The 18,650-nt window shown below is 49.9% G+C and carries 18 protein-coding genes; 10 read left to right on the top strand and 8 right to left on the bottom strand.

What is annotated here, in order from left to right; genetic code table 11:
- The first annotated feature begins 133 nt into the window (after positions 1-133).
- From PRIO_RS06440 to PRIO_RS06425, 4 genes are all read left to right on the top strand, one after another.
- Positions 134-1,309, top strand: a complete 1,176-nt coding sequence (locus PRIO_RS06440; RefSeq protein WP_020433456.1) for an asparaginase — start codon at positions 134-136, stop codon at positions 1,307-1,309.
- A gap of 308 nt (positions 1,310-1,617) precedes the next feature.
- Entirely contained in the window at positions 1,618-1,872 is a 255-nt protein-coding gene (locus tag PRIO_RS06435) for a FeoA family protein (protein WP_020433455.1), read from the top strand.
- Positions 1,869-2,600 carry a FeoB small GTPase domain-containing protein gene (locus tag PRIO_RS06430; RefSeq protein WP_020433454.1) on the top strand — a complete coding sequence of 244 codons (732 nt, stop codon included), beginning with the start codon at positions 1,869-1,871 and terminating at the stop codon, positions 2,598-2,600. The genes PRIO_RS06435 and PRIO_RS06430 overlap by 4 nt, the downstream gene beginning before the upstream one ends.
- On the top strand, positions 2,578-3,987 hold the full coding sequence (locus PRIO_RS06425) for a nucleoside recognition domain-containing protein (RefSeq protein ID WP_020433453.1): 1,410 nt from the start codon (positions 2,578-2,580) through the stop codon (positions 3,985-3,987). Before PRIO_RS06430 ends, PRIO_RS06425 begins: the two co-directional genes overlap by 23 nt.
- A gap of 82 nt (positions 3,988-4,069) precedes the next feature.
- Here PRIO_RS06425 and PRIO_RS06420 read toward each other — a convergent pair whose 3' ends face one another.
- From PRIO_RS06420 to PRIO_RS06410, 3 genes are all read right to left on the bottom strand, one after another.
- Entirely contained in the window at positions 4,070-4,621 is a 552-nt protein-coding gene (locus PRIO_RS06420; RefSeq protein ID WP_020433452.1) for a hypothetical protein, read from the bottom strand.
- Positions 4,622-4,851: 230 nt separating this feature from the next.
- The gene (locus PRIO_RS06415; RefSeq protein ID WP_020433451.1) at positions 4,852-6,120 is read right to left on the bottom strand and encodes an alkaline phosphatase; all 1,269 of its coding nucleotides are present in this window, start codon (positions 6,118-6,120) and stop codon (positions 4,852-4,854) included.
- 209 nt (positions 6,121-6,329) lie between these two features.
- Positions 6,330-7,748: an aminotransferase-like domain-containing protein gene (locus PRIO_RS06410; protein ID WP_020433450.1), complete on the bottom strand. Its 1,419-nt coding sequence runs from the start codon at positions 7,746-7,748 to the stop codon at positions 6,330-6,332.
- A gap of 199 nt (positions 7,749-7,947) precedes the next feature.
- On the opposite strand from PRIO_RS06410, the gene PRIO_RS06405 reads away from it, so the two are divergent.
- From PRIO_RS06405 to PRIO_RS06380, 5 genes are all read left to right on the top strand, one after another.
- Positions 7,948-8,907, top strand: a complete 960-nt coding sequence (locus PRIO_RS06405) for a DMT family transporter (RefSeq protein ID WP_046501513.1) — start codon at positions 7,948-7,950, stop codon at positions 8,905-8,907.
- Positions 8,908-9,925: 1,018 nt separating this feature from the next.
- Positions 9,926-10,570, top strand: a complete 645-nt coding sequence (locus tag PRIO_RS06395) for a helix-turn-helix transcriptional regulator (RefSeq protein ID WP_020427193.1) — start codon at positions 9,926-9,928, stop codon at positions 10,568-10,570.
- A gap of 19 nt (positions 10,571-10,589) precedes the next feature.
- The gene (locus PRIO_RS06390; protein ID WP_020427194.1) at positions 10,590-11,402 is read left to right on the top strand and encodes a pyruvate, water dikinase regulatory protein; all 813 of its coding nucleotides are present in this window, start codon (positions 10,590-10,592) and stop codon (positions 11,400-11,402) included.
- A gap of 70 nt (positions 11,403-11,472) precedes the next feature.
- Positions 11,473-12,468 carry a class II fructose-bisphosphatase gene (gene glpX, locus PRIO_RS06385; RefSeq protein WP_020427195.1) on the top strand — a complete coding sequence of 332 codons (996 nt, stop codon included), beginning with the start codon at positions 11,473-11,475 and terminating at the stop codon, positions 12,466-12,468.
- Positions 12,469-12,733: 265 nt separating this feature from the next.
- The gene (locus PRIO_RS06380; protein ID WP_020427196.1) at positions 12,734-13,615 is read left to right on the top strand and encodes a GNAT family N-acetyltransferase; all 882 of its coding nucleotides are present in this window, start codon (positions 12,734-12,736) and stop codon (positions 13,613-13,615) included.
- Between the two features lie 76 nt (positions 13,616-13,691).
- On the opposite strand, the gene PRIO_RS06375 is transcribed toward PRIO_RS06380, so the two are convergent.
- The 4 genes from PRIO_RS06375 to PRIO_RS06360 all read right to left on the bottom strand — a co-directional run bounded on the left by PRIO_RS06375 (position 13,692) and on the right by PRIO_RS06360 (position 16,562).
- Positions 13,692-14,642 (bottom strand): hypothetical protein, encoded by a 951-nt coding sequence (locus PRIO_RS06375; protein WP_046501503.1) that lies wholly within the window; start codon positions 14,640-14,642, stop codon positions 13,692-13,694.
- The gene (locus PRIO_RS06370; protein WP_046501500.1) at positions 14,639-15,196 is read right to left on the bottom strand and encodes an RNA polymerase sigma factor; all 558 of its coding nucleotides are present in this window, start codon (positions 15,194-15,196) and stop codon (positions 14,639-14,641) included. The genes PRIO_RS06375 and PRIO_RS06370 overlap by 4 nt, the downstream gene beginning before the upstream one ends.
- A gap of 221 nt (positions 15,197-15,417) precedes the next feature.
- Complete coding sequence (locus PRIO_RS06365) at positions 15,418-15,987, bottom strand: YdeI/OmpD-associated family protein (RefSeq protein ID WP_020429609.1); 570 nt, start codon at positions 15,985-15,987, stop codon at positions 15,418-15,420.
- Between the two features lie 110 nt (positions 15,988-16,097).
- A complete protein-coding gene (locus PRIO_RS06360) occupies positions 16,098-16,562 on the bottom strand; it encodes a VOC family protein (RefSeq protein ID WP_020429608.1) in 465 nt (154 codons plus the stop codon).
- Between the two features lie 103 nt (positions 16,563-16,665).
- Here PRIO_RS06360 and PRIO_RS06355 point away from each other — a divergent pair, with 103 nt between their 5' ends.
- On the top strand, positions 16,666-17,577 hold the full coding sequence (locus PRIO_RS06355) for a helix-turn-helix transcriptional regulator (protein ID WP_020429607.1): 912 nt from the start codon (positions 16,666-16,668) through the stop codon (positions 17,575-17,577).
- On the opposite strand, the gene PRIO_RS33725 is transcribed toward PRIO_RS06355, so the two are convergent.
- The gene (locus PRIO_RS33725) at positions 17,574-18,581 is read right to left on the bottom strand and encodes a phosphotransferase (RefSeq protein ID WP_020429606.1); all 1,008 of its coding nucleotides are present in this window, start codon (positions 18,579-18,581) and stop codon (positions 17,574-17,576) included. The genes PRIO_RS06355 and PRIO_RS33725 overlap by 4 nt on opposite strands.
- Positions 18,582-18,650 lie beyond the last annotated feature (69 nt).

Raw genomic sequence — 18,650 nt, 5'->3', positions numbered from 1 at the left:
AAACGCTTTCTTGGCCATGTTATATATTTGCCATAAAAACTAACATGTAGATATAATCCCCTTAATAATCATTCAATATGTAATGTTTAGTGACGCGAATGAATGATTATACATACTCTGGGGGGTTGAAATTATGTCATTATCCAAATCATTATGGCTAAAAACTGCTTTAACTGCTGGCCTGGCTTTAGGTGCGCTTTTTCCAACGGTCACCATGTTTCCGGTCTCAAACGCCTATGCAGCAGAGGTTGCAGTCCAGGGAACAGTCGTATCTACTCAATCACCAGTCAAACTGCCCAAGATACAGGTTATTGCAACCGGGGGCACCATCGCAGGCCAATCTGTGGATGAAACCAGCTTTCAAAATTACAAAGCAGGCACTTTATTAATCGAAGATATGGTTAAAGCGCTGCCCAATAAAGATCAAATCGCTGAAGTCTCCAGCTATCAATTTGGCAATGCGGGTTCCGGCTCCTACTCAATGCAGCAATTATACAGTCTTTCCTTAAAAGTCGATGAAGCGCTTAAGACACAGGATGGAGTCGTCGTAACTACAGGTACAGACACGATGGAAGAAATCGCTTATTTTCTTGATCTCACGGTGCGCAGCCCCAAACCCGTTGTGATTACAGGTTCAATGCGCCCGTGGACAGTTATCGGCAGTGACGCTCAAGCGAATTTATACAATGCCATCAAGCTGGCTGCAAGTGGAAAAACAAAGTATTTCGGAACCGTTCTGATGCTGAATGATGAATTCCATACGGCAAGAGAAGTTACTAAAAGCAACGCTTACCGGACAGATACTTTTGAAACACCTAAGCTTGGGATGCTCGGATATATCGACGAAAAAAACATTCGCATCTATCGCTCCAATGCCAGATCACTTATGAGTGAAGATAAATGGGCAACACCCTTTGATTTGAGTAAAATCTCCCCATCCAGCCTGGCAAAGGTGGAAATTGCCTATTCTTATCAAGATGCCGGGGCTGGAGCAATCACAGGTTTTGTCGAGGACGGCGCTAAGGGGATTGTTACTGCCGGCACAGGAGCCGGGGGGATTTCCAAAGCAATGGGAGAAGCCCGGACGAAGGCGATTAAAGAGAAAGGCGTTATCTTCGTTGCAACAACCCGTACGGGTTCCGGCAGTAACTACACAAGCGCCGACGGCATCATTGCAGGAGACAACTTAAACGCCGCACATGCCCGCATTCTACTGATGTTAAGCCTTTCTTTCAGCAGCGATTTCAACACGATAAAAGGCTGGTTTGACACTTATGGCTCAGGTCAAATCGACACTGCGGGCAAATAACGGATAGCTGCAAGCAAGCAGAAACTCATGAAGCATAATAAATCCTATATTTGAAGAAAAACAAGCACCCGTGACCCTTAGAGGTCCGAGTGCTTGTTTTTGCTTTACCATCCACATTTAATCCGTATTCCCTGCGTAATGGCCGTTTCAATTCACATTAAAATTATCCCTCTTTTATTTTTCCCTAGGGAAACTTTTTTGTTGCCAAGACAAATTTATTTACGTATACTACTATTGTGGCAGACTACAAGAATCTATCCCTAGTGCACAATATATACTTAATTCTAAATATGAAAGTAGGGGATGTTATGGCTGGAGCTGTTATTCCATTATCTGAGGCAGTAAACGGCAGCAAGCTGGTGATCAGCGGCATAGAAGTGCAGGGCGTGCTGCGGAGAAGGCTGCTTGATCTCGGATTTGTTGTCGGCAACGCTGTAGAGGTACTGCGGCGCAGCCCGCTGGGTGACCCTACGGCATTCCGTGTAAGCAATACAACCATAGCACTGCGGCGGGAAGAAAGTGAATTGATCTATGGAACTTTGATTGGAGGTGGAGACGAATGAGTCAATTTACTGTGGCTTTTGCCGGCAACCCCAATACGGGGAAAAGCACGCTGTTTAATCTTTTGACCGGACTGCGGCAGCACACAGGCAACTGGGCGGGCAAAACCGTCATTACCGCCGAAGGCGAATTTACCCACAACAACCATAAGTACCGTGCAGTCGATCTTCCAGGCACCTACTCGCTGTACTCCAATTCCGCTGACGAAGAGGCGGCCAGAGATTATATTATTTTCGAGGAGCCCGATGTGACGCTGGTGGTACTGGACGCAACGTCGCTGGAGCGCAACCTCAACCTTGCCCTGCAGGTGCTGGAGATTACCGGACGGGCCGTGATCTGTATCAACCTGATCGATGAAGCCCGGAGGCTCGGCATCGACATCAACTTGAAGGCGATTTCAAAACGGCTGGGCGTACCGGTTGCAGCCATTTCTGCCCGGGGCAAAATCGGCATTGAGGCTCTTCTGGATCAGATTGAGCGCGTGGCCACCGGTGCCTTTACGGCACAGCCGCTGCGCATCAACTACAGTGACGAAATTGAACAAGGCATCGCCGAGCTTATCCCCATGGTTGAACAGACTGTTGGCTCAAGATATCCGGCACGCTGGATCGCCCTGCGGCTGCTGGATGGTGATGACAGCCTGCTCACTTCGCTGAAGGCCCATATGGGACGCCAAAATATTCCCGGAACAAAGGAGGTAATTGCCCATGGAGTCACCGCATGCCATTAAAGGAACGGACGCCATGGATTCCCTGCTGTCAGCTGCGAAGAAGCTCGCGGACAAAGGCGCGATCCGGGATGAAATAGTCAGTGGAATTTACGGGGTTTCGGCTGGAATCTGCCGGGAGGCTGTCACCTACAAGGACCAGAAGAAGCTCGCCAGCACTTATAAACTGGACAGTATCGTCACCTCCAAAATTTGGGGCTTCCCCATTATGCTCGCCGGCCTCGGCCTCGTATTCTGGATTACAATTGCGGGCGCCAATTATCCTTCGGGCTGGCTCGCTTCCTTTTTTGGCTGGATTGAAGGCTATCTGACTGCGGGTTTTGAGGCTGTGAACGCACCGGCCTGGCTGCATGGCGTGCTCGTGCTGGGGCTGTACCGCGGAACCTCCTGGGTCATCAGTGTCATGCTGCCGCCCATGATGATTTTCTTCCCGGTGTTTGCGCTGCTGGAGAATTTCGGCTATCTGCCGCGCGTGGCTTTTAACATGGACCGGTTGTTCAAAAAATCCGGCGGCCACGGCAAGCAGGCCCTGACCATGTCGATGGGCTTCGGCTGCAATGCCGCCGCCATTCTCTCCACCCGCATTATCGAATCGCCCCGGGAACGGATGCTGGCCATTCTGACCAATAACTTCGTACCCTGCAACGGACGCTGGCCTACGCTGATTCTGCTCTCATCCTTGTTTATGGTCGGCGGGGCCGCAGCGGGCGCACTGCGCACTTTATCAACAGCCCTGGTGCTGATGGGCATTGTCCTGATCGGCATCATCGTCACCTTGACCGTCTCCTGGGTGATGTCCAAGACCGCGCTGCGCGGAGTGCCAACTCACTACACGCTGGAGCTTCCGCCCTACCGCCGTCCGCAAATTTGGAAAACCATACTGATTACCTCCAAAGAAAAATCCCTGAATGTGCTGACCCGGGCAATCGTGGTCGCTGCGCCTGCCGGAATTCTCACCTGGATACTGGGCAATGTGATGGTCGGAGGAGACAGCGTACTGAACCATATGGCTGCTTTTTTTGATCCTTTTGCGAATTTGCTCGGGCTGGACGGCTTCATTATTATGGCCTTTATCCTGGGGCTCCCTGCCAATGAAATCGTACTGCCGATCCTGCTCATGGGCTATATGTCCTCAGGCGCCATGGTCGATATCGATGGACTCGGCGGCATTAAGGATATTTTCCTGAATCATGGCTGGACTTGGCTGACCGCGCTGAATATGATGCTGTTCTCCCTGCTCCACTATCCATGCGGCACCACGCTGATCAATATTTACAAAGAAACCCGCAGTATGAAGTGGGCGGTGCTCTCTGCCGTCATTCCGCTCGGGATTGCCATTGCTGTAACGTTTGCCGTTGCCCAGGCAGCCCGGTTGTTAGGCTGGGTGTGATGGCGGAAAACCACAAAAGCAGACGCAAAAAGCTCCTTCACAGCCAAAACCGTGAAGGAGCTTTTGTTAACGAAGCGGCAGCTTATTTTGCAGCCTTGGCAGCAGCCAGAATAGCTTTCAGGTAGCCTTGGGTGTCTACCAGTGTGGCTCCGCTGACAGCATCAACCATCTGTTCCTTGCTTTTTGCAGCCAGTGTAGCTTCAAGCGATTTGATCGTTTTGCCTGTTGCAAATTTCTCAATAGCAGCCATGTTCTTGTCATAGGAAACCGTGGATTTGGCTTCTTCTTTCATATGTTCGCTATAGTATTTGGCATTGGCTTTCTTCGAAGCCAGGACCATTGCAGGATCTTTGTAATTCTGTCCGAAGTCTTTGTCGGAGTTAGGCACTCCTTTGGCCACATCCGAACCCAGGAATTGATAGTCATCCAGCGAAGCGGCGACGATAACGCCATTCTGGACTACGGCAACTGCCACAGTGAAGCATTTCGTGCCGTGAGCGGCAGCTTCGATCCGTCCAACCTTAAGCGGTGCGCTAGCAGCTGAAGATATATTGCTCAGGACGCCGCTGCTGCCTACGCCGACTACTGCCAGCGAGATGCCAGCTGCCAATAATAATTTTGTTACTTTTTTCACAACCATTCCCCCAGTCGATTAATAGAAACGCTTACATACTATATTTATCAGTTCCCTGCCCAGATCGTCAGTTACAAATGTTACTAAGAAAATGTAAATATACGGAATGGAAGCGGCACAACGGATATTTGCCAGACAATAGAGCATATGATCCACAACAAAAAAACAAGCCAGCCGGAAAATCCGGCCAGCTAGTTTATTGCATAAGGAAGGGGGCTCCTTCTGCCGTATTATTTTTTTGCATTAAAACCGTACGCCTGCATCAGCTTATCGAACACGGCAGTGTTCTCAAAAACTCCCGTGAAGAGCTGGGCGTTTTTGCCCATCGCCGTAACCGGAATATCCACCGCTGTATGTCCGGAGGTTGTCCAGTCCACTACAAAGCTTTCCTTGGAATTGGCGATAGCGAACGGGCCATCTTCTTGGGAGATGCCGTCTCCTGTTTCATCCTCTGCATCCACCGGTTCGATGGACAGCCCCCCGGTTTCATGGTCAGCCAGCACCAGCACCAGCGTGTCCGGGTTCTTTTTGGCAAAATCCTTGGCCACTTGCACAGACGCATCCAGAGCCTGGCCGGATTTGATCGTCATTTTGGCATTATTTTTATGGGCAAACTCATCCGTGCCTTCTTCCTCTACCATCAGGAAAAAGCCTTTTTGGTTCGTGGACAGAGTGTCGATTGCTTTCTTAGTCATTTCCGGCAGCGAGACTACAGGATTATAAATATCCCCTTTGCCTTCCTCATTCTGCTGGAACATTTCCTCGTTGGCAAACAGTCCGAGCAGCTTGCCGCCTTTGGCCTGCTTCAGGCCGTCTTTGGTCGACACATAGTTGTAACCAAGCTGCTTTGCTTTGGTGACCAGATTACCCTGGGTTCCTTTGCTTTTCTCTGAAGGATCTTCTGCCGGGGCATCCGGGAACTTGCCTGCTTCGCCGGCCGGATACCAGAAATCCTCACCGCCGCCGAGCAGAACATCCACTTTGCTCTTGGTCAAGAGCTGCAGTGCGATGTCGCTTTGCTTCGAGCGGTCTTCCACATGTGCGCCAAAAGCTGCGCCCGTAGCATCTGTAATCTGGCTGGTAGTTACCACGCCTGTGGATTTGCCGGCTTCTTTGGCGTATTCCGCAATCGTTTTAACCGATTTTTTGTTGGCATCCATGCCGATGGCGCCATTATATGTCTTCACTCCGCTGGCATAAGCTGTGGCGGATGCAGCTGAATCTGTAACCGGTACAGTAGAGCTCGTATGTACCAGGCCCGCGTAGGGCATATCATCCATGGCCAGCTTGCCTTTTTCGCCTACAGTCGCCAGACGGATTGCATTGCGTGCTGCTGTTCCCATGCCGTCGCCGACAAAAAGAATGACATTTTTCGTTTTTGAAGAAGCCGCCTGAGCCGGTTTGGCAGGCTGTGTAGCCACTACACTTGTAGCCAAAAGCGCCCCTGCCGCAGTTACGGTCAAAGCCGTCTTAAATCTATTCTTTTTCTGAGATTTCATATATACCCTCCTTAAGGTTAATTACTCCCTCATACTAGAGCAAATATGTTAAGGGGATATTTGGCGAATGTCCGATTCATGTAAAACCACACAAACAACATACCGCTTAGAGCAAAAAATGCCTGTCCAGGCAGCTTTCAGTACAGGACACGGTCCGGCAAAAAATCAGCCAACAGTCCGGTACTCCCTGTGCACTTCGTTTCCCCTCTTTACAGCTCCCGCGCAAGTGCCGCCAGACGGCGTATTCCTTCGCGCAGCACCCCTTCGCCGGCGAAAGAGTAGCTGAGGCGCAGCCAGGACTTCATCTCCCCCAGCGGATCGAGAATTTCACCCGGGACAAAAGAGATGGACTGCTCCATAGCGCGCACAAACAGCGCAGACACGGAGACCGGCTCCGGCAGCTTCACCCAGAGATTCAGCCCGCCCTGCGGAGTCGTCCATTCCCACCCGGTGGCGGCCAGCTCCTCCTCCACGATCTCCTTGTGTACCTGGAGCGCGATCCGCAGCTTCCCGAGATGCTGCTGCAGGCGCGGTGAGGTGTAGTAGTGCAGAAAGATTTTCTGGTTCAAAATCGGCGTACCGTTGTCTGCCAGCGATTTGGCGGTAATCAGCTGTTCCATGAACGGATAGCGGCACCCTACAGCGCAGATCCGCAGGCCCGGGGCCACATATTTGCTGAAGCTGCTGATGTAGATTACCCAGCCTTCCGTATCATAGGCAAAAAACGGGGGCGGCGGCGGCTCCGCGAAATACATATCGCGGAACGGGTCGTCCTCCACGAGCAGACAGCGGTAGCGCTCCGCCAGCTCAATCAGGAGCTTGCGCTGCCGCGCCGGAACGGTAAAGCCAGTAGGATTGTGATGCGTCGGGTTCATGTAGAACATCCGCGGCCGGTGCCTGCGCATCAGCTCCTCGACCTGCTGCAGATCATAGCCCTCCGGAGTAATTTCCACCGGCACCAGCCGTGCCCCCAGACGCCGGAAAATATCCATCGCCACGCTGTACGTCGGCCGCTCCACCAGCACCGCATCCAGCGGACCCAGCACAATGCCTGCAATCAGATTGATCGCCTGCTGAGCCCCCGAGGTTATCAGCAGCTCGCGCGGCGACAGGTGCAGCCGGTGCTGCTCCCGGAAATGGCGGCTAAGCGTTTCGCGCAGCTCCTCATCTCCCTGGACGGAAGAGTATGTTCCCATAACTTTCGGGTAGAGGTCGAACACTTTTTTGACATAGTCGGACAGGAACAGGTTGGGCAGCAGTCCCGGATCTATGAGCGCCTGCGAGAACTGGTAGCTGACCGGCATCCGCTGAATATCGGACATGGGATTCGCCAGCATGTAGGAGGAAATTGCTGCTCCGTCCCCTTCCGCTGACTCCTTCGTCGGGCTGCTGACCGGAGACATGTAATAACCGGATTTATCTTTTACATACACTCTGCCGTCTTCAGTCAGCTCCCGGTAAGCCTTGAACACCGTAAGCCTGTGAACCTTCAGCTCCTCGGCCAGCAGCCGGATGGACGGCAGCTTGTCATGCGCCTTCCACTCCCCGCGTTCCATCCGGTTGTGCATATACTGGTATACCTGGCGAAACAGAGGATGGCTCTGTTCTGCACCTGCTGCTTTTTTCATCCATCTGTCTCCTCTCCACAATGACCTGTCAAACAGCCAAGGCCAATATTCACACCAACTAACTTCTCTTTGCCCTATTGTACTACATTCCGCTCCACATCTGTTCTGTCATCTATAATCTGTTCTGTTCCTCTTCGGATATGATTAACCAAAACCTTCAACCGGCTGCCACATTACCATTACAAAGGGGAACTGAACCATGATTATGCTCGCTTACTCGCTCGTCTGTCTGATCTTCGGCACTACCTTCCTGGCTATAAAAATCGGCGTAGACGCCGGGACGCCTCCGTTTTTCTCGGCGGGTCTGCGCTTTTTCGTTGCGGGTGCTGTACTCTTTCTCTTTATGGCCTGGAGAGGCAAAGCCAGCTTCCGCCTGCTCCTGCGCAAAGAAATGCTGTTCACCGGCGCTGCGCTGACTTTTGGAACCTTTTCCGCGCTGTACTGGGCCGAGCAATATGTCTCCTCAGGGCTTGCTGCGGTGCTGTCCGCTACCGGTCCCATGATGATTCTGCTGATGCAGACCGCGTTTCTCCGGCAGAAAGCGCCCTCCTATTCGCTGTTGGGCTGCATCATCGGCTTCACTGGCGTGCTGCTGCTGGTGCTGCCAAGCCTTGCCATTGATGTTTCTCCCCTGTGGATCGCCGGCTGCGCCATAGTGTTGACCGGAGAAATTTGCTACGCAGCGGGGGCGATTTATTCCAAAAAAGTAACCCGCACCTTCTCCGGCGAATCACCCGTTGCCCTGAATGCAGCACAGATGATATACGGCGGCGCGCTGCTGTTCGTTCTGTCCCTGTTCACCGAAAACGTGCATCCCGGATTTCTGCTGTCGTTCGAGACAGCCGGTTCCCTGCTCTATCTGACCGTGGTCGGCTCCATGGTCGGGCACACGCTGTTCTACTGGCTGGTTGCCAAAACGAATCCCGTCTTTCCTTCTACATGGCTGTACATCTCCCCGCCGATTGCGGTTGGCGTAGGTTTTCTATTCTACGGAGAGACTGTAACTTGGCTCACTCTGCTCGGCGTCTTCACCATCATCACCGGCACCGTGCTTGTAAATGCAGGCGCACTGAAGCAGCTGCTGTTCAAGCCGAAGCAGAGCGCACCGCTGATGCAGCCGCCGGGAGCGGAAGCTTATCCGCGGAAGCGGATTTTGTGAGGGCGGCGGGTTGCTAGGCTGGCGCAGGCCGCTGGGCTGCGACGGCTGGCGGCGCGGGGGGTGGCTGCGGCGGCCCAACGCGGCCGGGCTCGGCGCGGAGCCGGGGGCGGCGCAGGGCAAGGGCAGTGCTAACAACGGCAGTTCTGCCGTTGTTTCGGCTTGCGGCGCCGGGGGCGGCGCTAACAACGGCAGTTTTGCCGTTGTTTCGGCTTACCGGGCCGGGGGCGGCATTAACAACGGCAGTTTTGCCGTTGTTTTGGCTTGTGGCGCCGGGGGCGGCGCTAACAACGGCAGTTTTGCCGTTGTTTCGGTTTGCGGCGCCCGCTCACGACCAGTAAAAATACTCATTTTTACAAAATAAGCGCATCTGTGTCCGCAACGCTAAGAACCTAACACCTGCAACTCAGCTACTCTCTGCCCCCCAATCTGCTACTCTCCACTCCCACTCAACCACTAATTACTCCCTACCCTCTGCCCCCTACTCAATGCTCCCCAATCAGCTACTCCCAACTCCCACTCAACCACTAATTTACTCCCTCCTCCCTGCCCTCCACTCATGCCCTCCACTCATGCCCCCCACTCAGCTACTCTCTACTCCCACTCAACCACTAATTACTCCCTCCCCCCTGCCCCCACTCATGCTCCCCAATCAGATACTCCCCACTCCCACTCAGCCACTAATTTCTCCCTGCTCCCACCCCACATTCCAGGTTGCATCGGCAGGTTTTATGGTGGGGATGAGCTCCGGGCTGTATAGGTCGGGAGTGGGAAGCGCTCCAGCAATTTCCGTTGCTCTTAACCGCCTACGTTCCCGATCGCGAATAAAAACGTCTATTTTTCAATAATATATTATATATGACGTATTATATGTTGCATTAATGATCATTATTGCGTATTATATAAGCAAGTTAAGGGCTATATATTCCAATAGCACGTAAGAATGGAAGGGGGAATCGGCAAACGGTGCTCCTTTTCAGTGAAGGAACGCCAGATTGCATCCGGAAAGTGGAGGGAACCTGTGATCGAACTGACACCCCGTCAACTGCAAATTGTTGAAATTGTTAAGAAAAGAGCACCCATAACCGCCGAGCAAATTGCGGAGCATCTCAACCTCAGCAAGCCGACGATCCGCTCGGACTTGTCCGTGCTCGTCATGCTGGAGTACATTGACGCCAAACCCAAGGTGGGTTATTTTCCCGGCAAAAAAACCGCGGAGCGCCTCAGCGGCAGCTATCTGCTGAAGGAAACCAAGGTCAAGGACATTCAGAGCATTCCGATCATTATCCGCGAGACGACAACGATTCAGGATGCCGTAGTTACACTGTTTCTGCAGGATGTCGGCACGCTGATCATCTGCGACGGGGATGGCAAGCTGACTGGAGTGGCCTCGCGCAAGGATTTTTTGAAGGTTACGCTGGGCAATCCCGGCGCGGTATCCATGCCTGTGAGCATGGTGATGACCCGCCAGCCCAAGGTCGTGACGGTTTCTCCCGGAGATACGGTGCTTGATGCCGCACAAAAAATGATTTTTCACGAGGTGGACAGTTTGCCGGTGGTGATCCCCGGTACTGTGGAAGAAAACGGCCCCGGGCTCGACGTGGTCGGACGGCTGACCAAAACTTCCATCGTCAAACTGCTCCTCGATCTAGAAGCCAAAGGATAACGGGAGGAATCAAAAACGCATGGAGCCATCCTCACATTTCATTACGATATGCTCGGATTCTATAGGGGATACAGCAGAGGCTGTCGTGCAGGCTGTTATCCACCAATTCCAGAATCAGCGTGTCACGATCAGAAGATACGGCAATGTAAGGCATGAAGACGAGCTGCGGAAGCTGATGGAGGAGACTGCCCAGCTTCAGGGCTTTGTCGCCTACACGCTGGTTCAGCCGGAGCTGCGGGAGATGATCCGCGAGGAAGCAGTGCGCCTCGACCTGCGGATTGTCGATATCATGGGCCCGATGATGCAGGCCTTCATCGATACCTTTGATGATGCGCCCCAGGCCCGGCCAGGGCTGCTTCACCAGCTCGACGAGGACTATTTCCGGCGGATCGAGGCGATTGAATTCACCGTGGCCTGTGACGACGGGCGCGATCTTGGCGCCATGCTGAAGGCGGATATTGTGCTGCTGGGCATGTCCCGCACCTCCAAAACCCCGCTCAGCATTTTTCTCGCCCACCGGGGCAAAAAGGTTGTGAACTACCCCATCGTTCCCGAAATCGGACCGCCGCAGCAGCTGATGAGCCTGCCGCCGAACCGGCTCATCGGGCTTACGATGAAGTCCGAGTATATGCTGAAGATCCGCTCCGAGCGGCTGAAGCAGCTTGGACTGCCGGCGGGCTCGCAGTATGCCAGCCTGGAGCGCATCACCGAAGAGATGGAATACGCCGCCGTGCTGTTCGCGAAGCTGGGCTGCCCGGTGATTGATATCACGAACAAGGCCATTGAAGAAACTGCAGGCATTATTATGGGTTATATTACTGATTCTCCGTAGAATCGTTTTACTGCTGGTCTTAGCCTGTCCGGCCTTAGCTTATACAAATAGAATACTGGAGGGAAATCATATGGAACGCGAATTGGCACTGGAAATTGTACGGGTAACTGAACTGGGCGCTTTATCTTCAGCCCGCTGGATAGGACGGGGCGATAAAAATGCTGCGGATGATGCGGCCACAACCGCCATCCGTTCCATGTTCGATTCCGTCTCCATTGACGGGACAGTGGTCATCGGCGAAGGGGAAATGGACGAAGCGCCGATGCTCTACATCGGTGAGCAGGTCGGGAACCGGAACGGCCCCTCCGTTGATGTGGCCGTTGATCCGCTGGAAGGCACAGAGGTGGTAGCCTGCGGGCTCCATAATGCCCAATCGGTAATCGCCATTGCCGACCGGGGCAGCCTGCTCCATGCGCCTGATATATACATGGAGAAGCTCGCCTGCGGTCCCGAGCTGGCTGGCAGGCTCAGCCTGGAAGATCCGGCTGAGACCACGCTGCGCAAGGCCAGCCTCATTACCGGCAAAGCGCTCTCCGAGCTGACGGTGATGGTCCTTGACCGCAAGCGGCATGAGCAGCTGCTCGCCACGCTGCGCGGGCTGGGCGTGCGCGTCAAGCTGATCGGCCACGGCGATGTGGCCGGAGCCATAGCGGCAGCGCTGCCGGACAGCGATGTTGATCTGTACATGGGCTCCGGCGGAGCACCGGAAGGCGTGCTGGCAGCAGCCGCGCTGAAATGCCTCGGCGGTGAGCTGCAGGGCAAGCTGCTGCCGGAGGGCCCCTTCGAGCTGCAGCGCTGCCTGATGATGGGCATCGAGAATCCGACGCGCGTCCTCTCGATGGAGGATATGGTCGGCACCGGCGACGTCATCTTCGCGGCGACGGGCGTGACCTCCGGTGAATTTTTAAACGGAGTCCGCTTCATCGGCAAGGAACGCGCCGAGACTCATTCCGTCATCATGCGGGCGCAGAGCCGCACAATCCGCTACATCCGCAGTATTCATTTCCTGCCGGGCAAGGAGATTCCGCAGGTAACGGCCAGCAGACCGGATGCCGCTTTCATCTGATCTGCGGTTCACCGTACTGGCTGTAATAGCAAGTTTTAGGCCATCCTTTGCGGATGGCCTTTCTTTTGAAAATTTGCACTAACGCTCCCCGTCAGGGAACATCTAATCCAATATAAGAAAACATCATGCAGTTGACAGCTTATTCATCATTCCCCGTGATCTCTGCGTTGATTGAAGCGGCAAGTTTTGTTTAATATGTTCTCTGCATAGATTATAAAAAAATCTCATGATACCTTATTCATACAACGACGGAGGAGGTTATAACATGAAGATCACGTTAAGAAGGTATAGATTACTTTCCGATTTCGAAAGAGTCTCTCAGTTCATGCGATTAAACTTTAAGAAGTATCAGTTGGGTGGTAATGTCCCGCAGCCTTTTTGGGAGTATGCGCATACACATCCTTACTTTAATCATTCTCTAACACACCGATTCGGTATTTGGGAGGAGAACGAAGAAATTGTAGGTGTAGCTTGCTATGAAATGGACGTTGGCGAATGCTACTTTTCAACCAAAGAAGGATATGATTTTTTAAAACAAGAAATGGTTGAATATGCAGAGACAGAGTTGTCAAAGAGATCAGCTGACCAATACAGCCTCGATGTTAGGGTATACGATTATGAAGAATATCTTATAAAATTGCTTGTCCAAAAAGGATATCACAAGGTATACAGTGAGCCAATCCGAGTTTACAATTACGTTTCGGGTTTTTCCACGCGCTTATTACCCGAGGGGTTCACTTTCATAACTTTAGAAAATGAAAATGACCTGCGTAAAATTAACGATGTATTGTGGCGGGGATTCAACCATGGAGACGAGCCTGACGATGACCTTGACTCCAGATTGCTCATGCAGAGTGGTCCACATTTCAGAAAGGACCTTACCGCAATAATAAAAGCCCCCAATGGAGAGTACGCCTGCTTTGCCGGAATGTGGGTTGATGGTGTGAACGATTTTGCATATCTTGAACCACTCGCTACAGATCCGCGATATCGCAGTTTAGGGCTTGCAACTGTAGCAGTAACCGAGCTAATGAAACGCACTGAACAACTGGGGGCTACATATTGTTTCGGAGGTGCTCCTGACTTTTATCCCAAAATTGGCTTTGAAACCGCCTGCCACCGGGAAATGTGGTCAAAAGCATGGTAGCTGGGCAACAAGTCACGAAGCGGATATGGTCTGACCATATTCCCGCTTCGGTCTGTAGAGTTTAACCATTCACTTCTCACCGAGACGAATCAAGTCCTTTTACCTCCATTACCTTTTTACTAAACTGATACGCTACAGTAACGTTTTCTATAATCTCAGTATCCTGATATGCAAGGGAGCCCTCAAACTCTAAAGTATCATTGTCTTTCCACACTACTTTGTCTGCGTAGCTGTAATTCTCATGATCCGGGCGGGTCCATGTATCCAATTTTTTTTGTGCACCATATTTGACTCTTGCAGATTCTACTAACTCTGGACTTATTCTTCCCTCTTCAATATTCATAATTTGAACAAATTCACTTTTATTAGAGCTTGTCATGACCGCAACTAACTTCTTATCCGGTGAAGGAATAATATCTGTAATATACATAGATGGTGGAGAAAAGCTTAAATACTCTTGAAGCACATTGTCTTTTATCCTCCAAAGGACATTTTGACTTCCATAATCCGAATAATTGTTAAATAACGTAAACATTATACTTCCGTCTGCTAACTTAAAAATATACGGGCTCCGATAACTTTTGGACAGAATATCTATGGCGAAAGCAGCTGAATCAGCGATTTTTGGATTATCATTTTTTAAAAATGGCTGGAGTGCATTTAACGCTTTTTCTCTCAGCTTTTGATCATTAAAGCATTCTACCAGCCTATTAATAGCAATATATATATGTTCATTATTATTACTTTTTAAAGCTTGTAGAAATTTTTCCGCATCATAGCGGGCAACAGGTGCTAACTCCATGTCTTCAGCTCTTAAATAACGTATATAAGGCTCTGCATTTTGATTTTTATAATATTCTGTTGCTAATAATGCTGAAGCCGTAGAACTATAAAGGATAAGACAGGCAACCAAAACCACCCACTTTTTAGAAATACTTTTTTTCCTTTTCTCCATACTGTGCCCGGCCGCTTCAATTAAGTTCTCATCAATTAATCCGATCTCTTTATATAACTCTTCTCTCTTCACAGGTTAACCCCCTCTTTCTCCAGATGAACTTTAAGTTTATTTCTTAACCTGAATAAAATGGACTTTACTTTGCTGCTACTCATATTAAAATTCATAGAAAGGTCCTTTATGGAATAGGAGTACCAGTACCTCCCAATAAATAAATTTCTTGCTTGCTCATCCAAGCCATATAAAAATTGATTTATTGCATTGGCTATCTCACCTGCTTCATACTCTGTTTCTACAGTATCAGGGGAAGCTATACAATCTTCTAATTCAGTCAGAATAACTTCAAACTCACGATTACGCTTTTTCGCTGTGTTATAGCCATGTTTATCAAGCGCAATATTACGTGTGATCCTCCCCAAAAATACAGGGAACTTCCTAGGCAGATTAGGGGGGATTGCATTCCATGCTCCTAAGTATGTATCGTTCTCACATTCTTCAATATCCGAATAACTGGAGAGTGTGTTTCTGGCAATCATTCTGCAGTATGCCCCATATTTATTCTTAGTCTCTATAATAGCTTGCTGCGAACGCTGTAAATATAGGCGGACTATTCCCTGATCTTCCATCCGGTATTCTCCTTTTACAAATCTTATCCCTCTTATCTATATAGTAGAAAATTCGTAGAATTGGTTGCACTTCTTTTCGATTCTCTAATATTAATGGGTTCGCAAGCAGTTTTAAAAGGGGCACCCTTTGCAGGATGCCCCTTTCATTTTTAGATCAGGCTTTCCGGATAATACCGCTCCTCTCCCAGTTCTAACGGATACCAGCCATTACTCCGCAATACTTAATAATTTAGTAGTCGTCCATAATCGTTCCATTGACCGTACATTTTGTTTGCTCTCGTGTTTGTTATGAATTTGTCTAATCTGTTCTTATATACTTCCGGCTGATTCCTATAGCTTTGTATCGTGTCGATCCGAACTCTTTGGTAAAGATCCGGAAATGCCATGAAATTCTCATATACTTGCTTTTCCTCTTTTAGCCTTTGCTCGATATCTTTATCTATTGTAAAAGAATGGTGATCCATATCAGGAAGAACCCTTCTTCCTTCGTCTCTCATGAACCCCAGCTTTTCGAGGCGGCGGACACGTTCTTTATTTAATTCAGTCCATGAGCTTTTTTTGCTTCGAGGGGACAGTCTCTGTGCCAGCTCCGTTTCAGATATTTTCTTCTTGACCCCATCGACCCATCCAAAGCATAAAGCTTCTTCGACCGCGTCCAAATATAACAACACATCGGGGATGGGCGTCAGACTAACCAAGACCCAGCAACACTTTTCAGTCTTACCATTGTCCTGCAGCCAATTCCTTAAATCTTCCCTCGATTTTACCGGAATTAAATTTTCAATTTCCATAGATAAAAACCATTATCCTTTCCAAATTGATTCACATTACCATACTATACCTTCCACGCGAAAGAAATATTAAAAAAATGGCCTTTAATTGCAAGACCATTTTTAATGAGTTACTGTTTATTGGAAATAACTTTATCAAGGAACTGATCTGCATCGCTATTAAACTTCCAGTTAACTCCAAATTTATCAACCAGCATTCCGAAGCAGGAAGACCAAGGGGTATTGGATAACGGCATGATGACATGACCGCCAAGGGCCAAATGGTTAAAGTATTCTTCCAGCTTTTGCTTATCATCGATGACCAGATTAATCAGAATATTATTTCCTTGTACCAGTTCACCTGTTACCGCCTTCATTGAAGGCAAAATGTCCGACATCATGATTTTCCCGCCTGCAAATTCTATGGAAGACTCCATGATCATATTTAACTCATTTTCCGGCATTGGGTAGTTTGGATCTTGCGGGATATCACCGAATTTCACCTTTTTTACTTCATTTGCGTTTAAAGCCTCCGCATAAAATTCAATTGCTTGTTCTGCGATTCCATCAAAGTTTAAATAGGCAATAGCTGACATAGGACATAACCTCCTTCTTGTTATAAATGTAGTATAATCCACTAAAGGTGACAGCTTTATGTCACCGTTCTTAGATTAATGTAGAGAAAAAGGAGGGTGAAATATGGACAAGGTCGAGAGGCTGATTTCTATCATTATGATATTACTGAAAAAAGATATCGTTCCGGCAAATGAATTCGCGCAATTATTTCATGTTTCCAAAAGGACGATTCTTCGCGATATGGAGACGCTGAGTTTATCAAACATCCCGATCTATTCGGTCAATGGCGTTCATGGCGGCTACGGTATTATGGATGAATACAAGGTGGATAAACGTCTGTTAAGCAGCCCCGACTTGGAGAATATATTGACTGCGCTTGGCGGATTGGAGCAAATTCTAATTAGCGAAGAAGTTGAGGTGACGATCAAAAAAATAGAAGCCATGGTTAGCCCATTGTCCCCAAAAGGTTCAATCGAGCTGTCATTTTATGACTGGGAGGGCCGGGCTGAGATTCTTCCAACCTTGAAGATATGCCAAGAATCGATACTTAAGAGAAGGTTAGTTTCATTTGATTATATAGATAAAAATGGCACCACGACGAATAGGATTGTCGAGCCGTACCAGCTTCATTTTAGCGAAACGAGTTGGTATTTGAAGGGATTCTGTTTACATCGCCAGGGATATAGAACATTTAAATTATCCAGGATCGATCATCTTCATATGGAGGGAAATTCATTTAACCCTAGAGATTATTTAGTGGAACAAGCACATGAAGCAAGTTATCAACCGCAATTAGCCGCTATTAAAGCGTTGATTTCACCTGGCATAAAAGATCAATTCATTGAAAGGTACGGCCGGAAGAGTATTGAAAACTATAGTTCTGACTATTTCTTAGCCACCATCCACGTTCCTCAAAACAGTATTGGGTTTCAATTTTTAGCAAGCTTCGGTACAGACCTGGAAATCGTAGAACCCAAAACCTATGTTGAAGAATTTCGAAATTATTTAATTAGAATGGTGGAGAAATATTCTTAAATGCCCCCAAGAAGAGCGTCCAGTTGCTCCCACCGCTCCGCAGTATGGATCATTTCCTCAGCAAAACGGACAGGGACCGCGCTGGACGATTCGAACGACGGCTTGATCCACCAAAGCGATTCGATGCACCAGACGTACTTGATTGCCCTCACAAGCGAGCCCTGCGGCAGCGCCCGCACACTACGGTAGCCTTCAGCGAAAGCGGCCACTGCATCTTTGCGGAATCCGCGCCCGCTGAGCGTGCCGGAAAGGACAGCCCGCCCGAGGTCCAGCGCTGGAAACGAGTAGCGCGCCCGGTCGAAATCAACGATGGCTGTCAGAGCATCCCCTTCAAAAAGCAGGTTATCTGCCCACAGATCGAGGTGGGCCCAGCCTGCAGTCAGAGGTGTAAAGTCATCATCTCCAAGTGAATCAACAATCGCCTTCTGTAATTGCAATGCATTCCGGACACGCTCAGACGAGTCACGAGCCGCATCCCAATTCACCTCCCAGGTGCGCTCCATCTCCTTGCGGGACAACCGCCAAACCGGTTCCTCCGGCGGCACTGCTGCTCCGAACCCTGATGCCGCCGCGGAATCCCAGACGGCATGCATATCTGCGGCAGCACGTCCGAGTGAGTGCATCCCATGCTCACCGATCATGCCAGCGGGCACCATAGCGCCCGGACAGCACATCATGACGGTCATGTACCTTCCGCACGGCAGGATGTGCATGCAGCGCCCTTCCAGCACCAGCGGCTCAGGACACGGTCCTCCCGCCTGATAAAAAAGAAGCTGCAGTTGCAGCGCATTTTCAATCTTGCCGCGAAATTCCGGATCATGCATCTTAAACCGCTCAGGGTGATAGCTTTTGGCGAACAGCCTTCCCTTGTTCGTCTCAACAATCCACTTCTCGTTCATTAGCCCGCGCCTAACACGCTCAGCGGACAGCATCTCAGCCGAAAAATGCTTTTTCAGCCAGTCCGCGATTTCGTTGACTAATTGGTCCTCAGTCGTCAACAGCATTTAAAACCAACCTTTCTAATCATATAAACCCCTAAGATAACAAAATCTTCTGTACTTCGACTGCACAAA

The sequence above is a fragment of the Paenibacillus riograndensis SBR5 genome, assembly GCF_000981585.1.
Lineage (GTDB): Bacteria > Bacillota > Bacilli > Paenibacillales > Paenibacillaceae > Paenibacillus_AQ > Paenibacillus_AQ riograndensis.
Note: the sequence above shows the minus strand (reverse complement) of the source record. Positions and strands in the feature narration are given on the sequence as shown.